The following is a 9,625-nucleotide window of genomic DNA, read 5'->3' on the forward strand; positions in this document are numbered from 1 at the left end:
CTCTCGGTTATTCATCACCCATGGCCACGGCGGCTTCCACCAGCCCGGCCAGGTTGAAGCGCTCGGGCAGCTTGCCGGCCACGGCGAGCTCCACACGCTCGGCGATGGCATCCAGGTTCACCTCCTCCAGCACCTCGCCGGCGAAGGCCAGGGTCAGCAGCCCGCGGGCGGTCTGGCGGTCGATGCCGCGGCTGCGCAGGGCATAGATCGCCTCCTCGTCGAGCTGGCCGGTGGTGGTGCCGTGGGAGCACTTGACGTCATCGGCGTAGATCTCGAGCTCCGGCTTGGCATCGATCTCGGCACGGTCGGAGAGCAGCAGGTTGGCGTTGCTCTGGAAGCCCTCGATCTTCTGGCTGTCACGCTTGACCACCACCTTGCCGTTGAACACGCCGTGGGCGCGGTCATCGAGGATGCCCTTGTAGTTCTCGTTGGAGAAGGTGTGGGGCGCGTTGTGGTTGGCCAGGGTGTGGCTGTCCACGTGCTGACGTCCCTGGCCGTAGAACAGGCCATAGAAGTCGCAGGTGGCGTTCTCGCCATTCAGCTCGCTGATCAGGTCGGTGCGCACCAGGGCGCCACCCAGGTTCAGGTTGAACGAGGTGTAGCGGCTGTCGCGGGCCTGCTCGACGTGGATCGAGGCCACATGCAGGTCGGCAAGCGGGGCCTCCTGCAGCTTGTAGTGGGTCAGGATGGCGTTGCGCTCGAGGATGATCTCCTCCACCAGATTGGTGAAGTTGGCGGCCTCTTCCTCGCCCACGTGGTGCTCGACCAGGGTCGCCTGGCTGCGCCCACCGGCCTGGACCAGGATGCGCGGATGGCTCATCACCGGCTGCGCTCCGTTCCTGGAGAGGAACTGCAGGATGATCGGCTTCTCGACCACCGTGCCCGGCGCCAGGCGCAGCACGGCGCCCTCCTCCATGAAGGCGGTATTGAGCGCCGAGAAGGGCGAGAACTCGACCCCGGTGAGGCGTCCCAGCGGACCACCCACCGCCTCGTGATTCTCCTCCAGGGCCGCCGAGAGCGGCACCAGGCTGACACCCGCCGGCAGGTCGTCGAGCCGCGACAGGGCCGGGGCGAAGACGCCGTCGACGAAGGTCAGCCGGTGCGCATCGATGGGCAGGGTCAGGGCCGCCGCGCCCGCCTGGGAGAACTCGGCATCCTCGGCCAGGGCGAAGTCGCCCCGGGCGATGGCGCGCACGTCGGTGTACTTCCACGCCTCGTCGCGGCGGGTGGGGAAGCCCATCGCCTCGAAGCGGGCCGCACCGGCCTGGCGCCGGGCCGCGATCCAGGTCGGCTCCTGGCCCCGAGTCTCGAGGCGGCCGGCGCGGAACTCGGCCAGGCGGTCGAGAAAACGCTGTGTCTCTTCACTCATGCGGCAGACTCCTCCAGCACCCAGTCATAGCCACGGGATTCGAGTTCGCGTGCCAGTTCCGCGTCGCCGCTCTTGGCGATGCGACCATCGATCAGCACGTGGACATGATCGGGCACGATATAGTCGAGCAGGCGCTGATAGTGGGTCACCAGCAGGATGCCGCGGTCCTCGGCGCGCAGGCTGTTGACCCCATCGGCCACCACGCGCAGCGCATCGATATCGAGGCCGGAGTCGATCTCGTCGAGCATGGCGAGCTTCGGCTGCAGCACCAGCATCTGCAGGATCTCGTTGCGCTTCTTCTCACCGCCGGAGAAGCCCTCGTTGACGGAGCGCTGCAGGAAGCTGGCGTCCATCTGCATCTCGGCGATCTTCTCCTTGATCAGCTTGAGGAACTCCGGGGCAGGCATCTCGCCCTCGCCACGGGCCGCGCGCTGGGCGTTGAGTGCCGACTTGAGCAGGTAGATGTTCTTCACCCCGGGAATCTCGACAGGGTGCTGGAAGCCCAGCAGCAGGCCCGCCTGGGCACGCTCCTCGACCTCCATCTCCAGCACGTCCTGGCCCTCGAAGGTGATGGAGCCGGAGGTGACCTCATACCCCTCCTTGCCGGCGATCACCGAGGAGAGGGTCGACTTGCCGGCCCCGTTGGGGCCCATGATGGCATGCACCTCACCGGCGTTGATGGTCAGGGAAAGGCCCTTGAGGATTTCCTTGCCCTCGACCGTGACGTGCAGATCCTTGACTTCGAGCATCGTGAATACCTTTTGATTCGAGAAAGCGATTGGCAACAGGGTGATCAGCCGACGGAGCCTTCGAGAGTGACGCTGAGCAGCGCCTCGGCCTCGACGGCAAACTCCATGGGCAGCTCCTGGAAGACGTCCTTGCAGAAGCCGTTGACGATCATGCTCACCGCGTCCTCCTCGGTGATGCCGCGGCTCTGGCAGTAGAAGAGCTGGTCCTCGCCGATCTTGGAGGTGGTGGCCTCGTGCTCCACGGTGGCGGTGCTGTTGCCGATCTCCTGATAAGGGAAGGTGTGGGCGCCGCACTTGTCGCCGATCAGCAGGGAGTCGCACTGGGTGAAGTTGCGCGCCCCCTTGGCCCGCGGGCCGATCTTCACCAGGCCACGGTAGGACTGGTTGCTGCGCCCGGCGGAGATCCCCTTGGAGATGATGCTGGAGCGGCTGCCTTCGCCGATATGGATCATCTTGGTCCCGGTATCTGCCTGCTGGCGACCGTTGGTCACCGCCACCGAGTAGAACTCGCCCTTGCTGTCCTTGCCGCGCAGCACACAGGAGGGATACTTCCAGGTGATGGCGGAGCCGGTCTCGACCTGGGTCCAGCTGATCCGCGAGCGATCGCCACGGCAGTCGCCACGCTTGGTGACGAAGTTGTAGATGCCGCCCTTGCCATCCTCGTCGCCGGGATACCAGTTCTGCACGGTGGAGTACTTGATGTAGGCGTCGTCCAGCGCCACCAGCTCGACCACCGCGGCGTGCAGCTGGTTCTCGTCACGCATCGGCGCGGTGCAACCCTCCAGGTAGGAGACCTGGGCGCCCTCCTCGCAGATGATCAGGGTGCGCTCGAACTGGCCGGTGTTCTCGGCGTTGATACGGAAATAGGTGGAGAGCTCCATGGGGCAGGTCACGCCCTTGGGCACGAAGACGAAGGAGCCGTCGGTAAACACCGCGGAGTTGAGGGCCGCGAAGTAGTTGTCGGTCTGGGGTACCACACTGCCCAGGTACTGCTTGACCAGCTCCGGGTACTCCTTCACCGCCTCGGAGATGGAGCAGAAGATCACCCCGGCCTCGGCCAGCTTCTCCTTGAAGGTGGTGGTCACCGAGACGGAATCGAACACCGCGTCCACCGCCACGCCGGCAAGGGCGGCGCGCTCGTGCAGCGGGATGCCCAGCTTCTCGTAGGTCTCGAGCAGCTTGGGGTCCACCTCGTCGAGGCTCTGGGGACGATCCTCCGGGCGCTTGGGGGCGCTGAAGTAGGAGATCGCCTGGTAGTCGATGGGCGGATAGTCGAGGTGCGCCCAGGAGGGTGGCGTCATCTTCAACCACTTGCGATAGGCGTCCAGGCGCCACTCCAGCATCCACTCCGGCTCGCCCTTCTTGTTCGAGATGAAGGCGATCACGTCCTCGTCGAGGCCGGGCGGTAGCGTGTCGCTCTCGATGTCGGTCACGAACCCTTCCTTGTAGTCGCGACGGACCAGCTGTTCCATTTCCTGACTTGCCATGATCTCTCCCCTCCCGGGCGGTTGGGCCGGCGAGACGGGCTCGCCGATTGAATCCGATAAAACTTGAGTGGCTCAGGCCGTGTCGGCGGCCAGGCTCACGCTCTGGATGGGCAGCTGCACCGGCAGCTTGATCGGCGAGGCGCTGGCCAGATGGGCCAGGGTCACGCTGCCGAGCAGGGTACGCACCCCCAGCGAAACGCGCTGCCAGTTGTCGGCCACGCCGCAGGTAGCGGCCAGGTCACAGTCGCCCTCGGCATGACTGCATTCGGTCATCGCCACCGGCCCCTCGATGGCGGTGATGATGTCGATGGCGGTGATCTCGGAGGCGGGCCGCGCCAGGGAGTATCCCCCCTGGGCACCGCGCCGCGACTCCAGCAACCCCGCCTTGACCAGCATCTTCAGCGTCTTGCTGACGGTGGGATGCGGAAGCTGGACCGCTTCGGCGAGTTCGGCCGCCGCCTGGGGCTGCTCGGGATGACGGGCAATCTGGGCCATCACAACGGCGGCATAGTCGGTCAGCCGCGAGAGCTTGAGCATGACGAGCCTCCTGTCAGCGAGCGGCCCGGCGGAATACCGTGCCTCGATTGCGGACCATTTTAGTCCTGTATGAATTCGATGTGAAGCCCGCAAGACGGTTTCCCTGCCAGAGGGGCAGCTTTACAGCACGATAGGCACCATTCGCATCAAGAACGTCTATCGTTCTCATTGTTGCCCGCTATCGCAACCCTTGCCCCGAGCCTGCTCATGCCTTCTTCACGAACTCGGACTTCAGCTTCATGGGGCCGACCCCGTCGACCTTGCAGTCGATATCGTGGTCGCCCTCCACCAGGCGGATATTCTTGACCTTGGTGCCCACCTTCACCACCAGGGAGGAGCCCTTGACCTTGAGGTCCTTGATCACGGTCACGCTGTCGCCATCGGCCAGGGGGTTGCCGTTGGCATCGCGTACGTGGAGGGTGTCGTCGCTCTCGACGTTCGCTTCCCCGGACCACTCGTGGCCGCACTCCGGGCAGACATACTGGATGCCGTCCTCATAGGTATAGGGGGAAGAGCAGGCGGGACAGACGGGCAGATCGCTCATGGCGGGCTCCTGACGGGGTGACGGAAAGCCGCCAAGCGTACACCGCGGCGACACGGGTCTCCAGCGGACACATGACGGCCGCGGCCCGGCCTGGCAGGATTGACGCTCTTGATCGACGAGAAGGAAGCAGCATGCAGGAGGGCCCGACCACGGTATTCGGTGGCACCGGTTTCCTCGGCCGCGCCATCGTGCGCGAGCTGGTGGAGGCCGGCCGGGCGGTACGCATCGCCGCGCGCCACCCGCGCCTGCCCGACTGGCGCGAGCCCGGAGACCGCATCGAGAGCGTGGCGTGCGATATTCGCGACGAGAGTCAGGTGGCCGCCGCCCTGGCAGGCAGCGTCGCCGCGATCAATGCGGTAGGCCTCTACGTGGAGCGGCGCCGGGCGGGGCTGACCTTCACCACGATCCACGCGGAGGGGGCCGACCGACTGGCCAGGCTCGCCCGGGAGGCCAGCATCGCGCGACTGGTGCATGTCTCGGGCATCGGCACCAGCGCCGACTCCCCTTCCGCCTATGTGCGCGCCCGCGCCGCCGGCGAGGACGCCGTGCTCGAGGCGCTGCCCAAGGCGATCCTGCTGCGCCCCTCGGTGCTGTTCGGCCCCGATGACGCCCTGCTGGCCAACCTCGCCCGGCTGGTACGCCTGCCGCTGGTGCCGCTGTTCGGGCGAGGCGCCACCCGGCTGCAGCCGGTGCATGTGGACGACGTGGCCCGCGCCGCGGTGCGCCTGAGCGGCTCTCGCCCGGTGGCGCGCCGACTCTTCGAGCTGGGTGGCCCCGAGATCCTCAGCTACCGCGAACTGGTCCAGCGGGTGGCGGCGCAGCTGGAGCGTCATCCGCGGCTGGTGCCGCTGCCCTTCCTCGCCTGGCGCCTGGCCGCCGCCCTGCTCTCACCGCTACCCTCGCCGCCGCTGACCCGGGACCAGGTGCTGCTGATGCACCGCGACAACCTGGCCGACCCGGACGCTGGGGGCTTCGCCGACCTCGGCATCGTGCCGCGCACCCTGCATGACAGCCTGCCGCGCTGCCTGCCCGAAAACTGACGGGCCCGTGGATGACGCAATATGCGTCCCCGTCGGACAGCGCGCCGCCTGGCCGGCTATGCTGGGGAGGCGGGCCCACCTCCAGTAGGGCCTCGACCATCAGGGAGCCCCAGCCGTGAGCGACCAGAATCGGGTGATCGCCTTCTATGACGAGCGCATGCTGGCCCACGAGCCGGATATCGAGGCGCCATTTCTCCCGGGACGCATGGACACGCGAATCCGCTCGCTGCTGTCGGGTCTCGGGGTGCCCTGGAAGTACCCGGAACACCCCGCCAGATTGACTGCCATCCGCCACTTCCTCGAGCTCGAGCCGGTCCCCGGGGTGACCTTCGAGGCGGGCGTGGCCGCGACGCGCGAACAGCTGGCACGGGTCCACACCCTCTCCTATCTCGACAGCATCTTCCAGCTGCGCGGCAAGAGCGCCTGGCTGGACGTGGACACCACGGCGGTGTCACCCGGCAGCGTCGAAGCGGCCGAGGTGGCCGCCGGCACGGCGATCGCGGCAGTGGAGGCGGTGATCGAGGGACGCGCGGAGAGCAGCTTCGCCCTGGTGAGGCCCCCGGGCCATCACGCCGAGCCGGTTCGCGCCCGGGGCTTCTGCCTGTTCAACAACGTGGCGGTAGCCGCCGCCCATGCCCAGGCGATACTGGGCTGCGAGCGAGTGATGATCGTCGACTGGGATGCCCACCACGGCAACGGTACCCAGGACATCTTCTGGGCCGATCCCGACGTGCTGCTCTTCGACATCCACCGCGGCGCACCCTTCTACCCCGGCACTGGCAGCCTGGAGGAGGTCGGGGTAGGCCTCGGTGATGGAACCAACGTCAACGTGCCGCTGCCGGCCGATGCCGGTGACGCCGCCTACCTCAAGGCGTTCCGCGAGATCCTGGTTCCCGCGGCGAAGTGGTTTCGGCCCGACCTGATTCTGGTGTCCGCGGGCTTCGATCCCCACAGCCATGACCTGGCCTTGAATGTTTCCTATGACGGCTTTGCCGCCATGACCGGCATCCTCCAGGCCCTGGCCCGGGAGCAGTGCGGAGGTCGACTGGTCTTTGTGCTGGAGGGGGGCTACAACCTCATCTCCCTGTCACGCGGGGTCAGCGCGGTGCTGCGCGTGCTGGCCGGAGAGGCGCCGCCGGAGCCCGGGCAGCGCGGGATAGCCGAAGTGGAAGCCGCCGCTGCCTTCCATCGCGGCGCCTTCCTGAGTCCAGCCTCGGACTGAGTAGGAAGTAAGGAAGGAAGGCCGAGCTCTTGGGGAGCGGGGCGCCCCTTCAAGGCTGACTATGGTCCGGGGAGCAGGCGGTCTCAGTCGCCCAGTGCCGCCAGGCGATCCGCCTGGACCACCTCGATCCAGTAGCCGTCGACGTCCTTCACGAAGACCACGTTCTTCATCTTGCCCTGGTCGGAGCGCTTGACGAACTCGACGTCATTGGCGTCGAACCACGCCTCGGCGGACTCGAGGTCGGGCACGCTGAAGCAGATGTGGCCAAAGCCCTGAGGCTCGGCATTGCCGTCGTGATAGATGCGCCCATCCTGGTTCTCGGTGCCCCAGTTGTGGGTCAGCTCCAGCAGGCCACGCTGGCTGAAGGTCCAGACGGTGCGCTCGCCGCTCTCCTCCGGTACCGACTCGCCGGCTTCCGGGCGGGCCAGGAAGTAGAGCGAGAACTGCATCTCTTCGAAGTCGAGGCGGCGCATGACGCGCATGCCGAACACCCGAGTATAGAAGGCCAGCGCCTTCTCGGGGTCTTTGATCCGCAGCATGGTGTGGTTGAGGCGGAAGCCATCGGAGTCAGGGGTGGGGGGCTTTACTCCGGGGTGTTGTTCGCCGGTGAAACTCATGGGATCTCCTTGCCGTGTTGCTCGAAATCGAGCTGCCAATAGGAAGTTTTCTGTGAAAAGCCGCCCCCGGCCAAGGCCGGGGACGAAGGAATCAGACAGCGCCGCGCTGCATCAACTCCCCGATATGCTCCGCCTGACGGATCGCCAGGGAGACAATGGTCAGGGTCGGGTTCTCCGCCGCCGAGGTGGTGAACTGACTGCCGTCCGATATGAACAGATTGGGGATCTCGTGAGCTTGGCCAAATCCGTTGCAGACGCCGTCCTCGGGGCGCTCGCTCATCCGGCAGGTGCCCAGGTTATGGGTCGAGGGGTAAGGTGGCACCTCGTAGATGTCCCGAGCCCCCACCGAGCGGTATAGCTCGGCCCCCTGGCGGTAGCCGTGCTCGCGCATGGCAATGTCATTGGGATGATCGTCGTAATGTACGTTGGCCACCGGAAGGCCGTAGCGGTCTGTGACGTCAGAGTTTAGGGTTACGCGGTTGCTCTCCTGAGGCAGGTCCTCACCTACCAGCCACATGCCGGCCATGTTCTCATACTGGTCGAGCGCGCCGGTGAAGCGCGGTCCCCAGGCACCGGGGTCGAAGAAGGCCGCCATAAACGGAAGACCCAGCGACAGTGTTTCCATTTCGTAGCCGCCCACGAATCCCCGCTCAGGATCGTGTCGTGACTCATCGGCGATGATGCCGGCCATGGTGGTACCGCGATACATGTGCACGGGCTCGTCGAAGGTGGCGTAGACCGAGCCAGTCATGTGGCGCATGTAGTTGCGTCCCACCTGGCCGGAGCCGTTGGCAAGTCCCTCGGGGAACATCGTGCTCGCCGAGTTGAGCAGCAGGCGCGGCGTTTCGATGGAGTTGCCGGCCACTGCCACCAACCGCGCCTTCTGCCGCTGCTCGTTGCCGTCGGCATCGAAGTAGACCACCGCCGTGACCTTGCCGCTATCATCGTGCTCGATGCGTGCCACATGGGACTCGGGACGAAGCTCCAGGTGGCCGGTCGCAATCCCTTCTGGCAGTTCGGTATAGAGAGTCGACCACTTGGCGCCGGTTTTGCAGCCCTGGAAACAGAAGCCCCGCTGTTGGCAGGCAGCACGTCCATCGCGGGGCGCGCTGTTGATGGCCATGTGCCCGGTGTTGCATGAGTAGCCTAGGTTCTTCGCTCCGTTGTACATCACCTTGAAGTTGTTGTTGCCAGGCAGCCCCTTGTTGTCGTTAGTGCGGGTCACCCCCATGCGCTGTTCAGCACGGTCATAATAGGGTGCCAGGTCGTCGTAGGTGAGTGGCCAGTCGAGCAGGTTGGCCCCCGCGACGTCCCCATAGGTCGAGAGAGCCGCAAATTCATGAGGCTGGAAGCGCAAGCTCGCGCCTGCCCAGTGAACCGTGGTCCCACCCACTGCCTTGACGATCCAGGCCGGCAGGTTCGGAAAGTCCTTGGCGAGTCGCCAACTGCCAGAGGTGGTGCGCGTGTCGAGCCATGCGAGCTGAGCAAAGGAAGCCCACTCGTCGGCCAGGAAGTCGGCCGTGGTGTGCAGGGCGCCAGCCTCCAAGACCACCACATTGATGCCCTGCTGAGCCAGTTCGTTGGCCAGGGTGCCTCCCCCAGCCCCGGACCCGATCACGACAACGACGCTGTCATCGTCATGGGCAAAGGTCTTCTGGTTATCGGTCATTGCCATCTTGGCGTCTCCACATGCGTTGTTGTTCTGGTCCGCGTCAGGCCGTCGGTTCCTCGAAGGGCAGATAGCCACCCTGGGGCTGCGGTGGATCAGGCAGCCAGGTGAGATCATTGAACCCTTTGGTCAGGTAGCCACCATCGCCCTCAGCCCCCTGATAACCGAAGTGGGCGAAAGCCAGGGGATTGTCGTAGAGAGAAACCACGGCATCGCCACGGATGGTCTCGAAGAAGGGTGTACCGGCCAAGGGAGCCAGGTGCTTATAGTGGACCCTGAAATCAAGACACTGGTTTAAGATATGCCGAGGCCGATTTCGAAGGGACCAGAGATGTCGAAACAGAAACGTAACACCCACTCACCGGAGCTGAAGGCCAAGGTCGCCCTGGAG

Annotated in this window: 10 protein-coding genes; 2 read left to right on the forward strand and 8 right to left on the reverse strand. The window is 65.7% G+C overall.

The window, feature by feature from the left end; all coding sequences use genetic code 11:
* Positions 1-7 precede the first annotated feature (7 nt).
* The 5 genes from sufD to LWH48_RS06695 form a co-directional block, all read right to left on the reverse strand.
* A complete protein-coding gene (gene sufD / locus LWH48_RS06675; protein WP_161432608.1) occupies positions 8-1,369 on the reverse strand; it encodes a Fe-S cluster assembly protein SufD in 1,362 nt (453 codons plus the stop codon).
* Positions 1,366-2,118 carry a Fe-S cluster assembly ATPase SufC gene (gene sufC / locus LWH48_RS06680; RefSeq protein ID WP_232911964.1) on the reverse strand — a complete coding sequence of 251 codons (753 nt, stop codon included), beginning with the start codon at positions 2,116-2,118 and terminating at the stop codon, positions 1,366-1,368. Before sufC ends, sufD begins: the two co-directional genes overlap by 4 nt.
* Positions 2,119-2,162: 44 nt before the next feature.
* A complete protein-coding gene (gene sufB / locus LWH48_RS06685; RefSeq protein ID WP_232911965.1) occupies positions 2,163-3,605 on the reverse strand; it encodes a Fe-S cluster assembly protein SufB in 1,443 nt (480 codons plus the stop codon).
* A gap of 72 nt (positions 3,606-3,677) precedes the next feature.
* On the reverse strand, positions 3,678-4,142 hold the full coding sequence (locus LWH48_RS06690; protein ID WP_161432605.1) for an SUF system Fe-S cluster assembly regulator: 465 nt from the start codon (positions 4,140-4,142) through the stop codon (positions 3,678-3,680).
* A 205-nt stretch (positions 4,143-4,347) separates the two neighbouring features.
* Complete coding sequence (locus LWH48_RS06695; RefSeq protein WP_161432604.1) at positions 4,348-4,686, reverse strand: zinc ribbon domain-containing protein YjdM; 339 nt, start codon at positions 4,684-4,686, stop codon at positions 4,348-4,350.
* 131 nt (positions 4,687-4,817) lie between these two features.
* On the opposite strand from LWH48_RS06695, the gene LWH48_RS06700 reads away from it, so the two are divergent.
* Both LWH48_RS06700 and LWH48_RS06705 read left to right on the forward strand, forming a co-directional pair.
* Positions 4,818-5,726 (forward strand): complex I NDUFA9 subunit family protein, encoded by a 909-nt coding sequence (locus LWH48_RS06700; protein WP_232911966.1) that lies wholly within the window; start codon positions 4,818-4,820, stop codon positions 5,724-5,726.
* A 115-nt stretch (positions 5,727-5,841) separates the two neighbouring features.
* Complete coding sequence (locus tag LWH48_RS06705; RefSeq protein WP_232911967.1) at positions 5,842-6,948, forward strand: histone deacetylase family protein; 1,107 nt, start codon at positions 5,842-5,844, stop codon at positions 6,946-6,948.
* Between the two features lie 83 nt (positions 6,949-7,031).
* On the opposite strand, the gene gloA is transcribed toward LWH48_RS06705, so the two are convergent.
* The 3 genes from gloA to LWH48_RS06720 form a co-directional block, all read right to left on the reverse strand.
* The gene (gene gloA / locus LWH48_RS06710) at positions 7,032-7,565 is read right to left on the reverse strand and encodes a lactoylglutathione lyase (protein ID WP_232911968.1); all 534 of its coding nucleotides are present in this window, start codon (positions 7,563-7,565) and stop codon (positions 7,032-7,034) included.
* 91 nt (positions 7,566-7,656) lie between these two features.
* On the reverse strand, positions 7,657-9,240 hold the full coding sequence (locus tag LWH48_RS06715; protein WP_232911969.1) for a GMC family oxidoreductase: 1,584 nt from the start codon (positions 9,238-9,240) through the stop codon (positions 7,657-7,659).
* 37 nt (positions 9,241-9,277) lie between these two features.
* Positions 9,278-9,484 carry a hypothetical protein gene (locus LWH48_RS06720; protein ID WP_232911970.1) on the reverse strand — a complete coding sequence of 69 codons (207 nt, stop codon included), beginning with the start codon at positions 9,482-9,484 and terminating at the stop codon, positions 9,278-9,280.
* Positions 9,485-9,625 lie beyond the last annotated feature (141 nt).

Source organism: Halomonas sp. G15 (assembly GCF_021282295.1).
Taxonomy (GTDB): domain Bacteria; phylum Pseudomonadota; class Gammaproteobacteria; order Pseudomonadales; family Halomonadaceae; genus Halomonas; species Halomonas alimentaria.

Coding starts and splice junctions, on each gene's coding strand:
- sufD (WP_161432608.1), bottom strand. CDS start 1,369: ATGAGTGAAGAGACACAGCGTTTTCTCGACCGCCTGGCCGAGTTCCGC.
- LWH48_RS06715 (WP_232911969.1), bottom strand. CDS start 9,240: ATGGCAATGACCGATAACCAGAAGACCTTTGCCCATGACGATGACAGC.
- sufC (WP_232911964.1), bottom strand. CDS start 2,118: ATGCTCGAAGTCAAGGATCTGCACGTCACGGTCGAGGGCAAGGAAATC.
- LWH48_RS06700 (WP_232911966.1), top strand. CDS start 4,818: ATGCAGGAGGGCCCGACCACGGTATTCGGTGGCACCGGTTTCCTCGGC.
- LWH48_RS06695 (WP_161432604.1), bottom strand. CDS start 4,686: ATGAGCGATCTGCCCGTCTGTCCCGCCTGCTCTTCCCCCTATACCTAT.
- sufB (WP_232911965.1), bottom strand. CDS start 3,605: ATGGCAAGTCAGGAAATGGAACAGCTGGTCCGTCGCGACTACAAGGAA.
- gloA (WP_232911968.1), bottom strand. CDS start 7,565: ATGAGTTTCACCGGCGAACAACACCCCGGAGTAAAGCCCCCCACCCCT.
- LWH48_RS06690 (WP_161432605.1), bottom strand. CDS start 4,142: ATGCTCAAGCTCTCGCGGCTGACCGACTATGCCGCCGTTGTGATGGCC.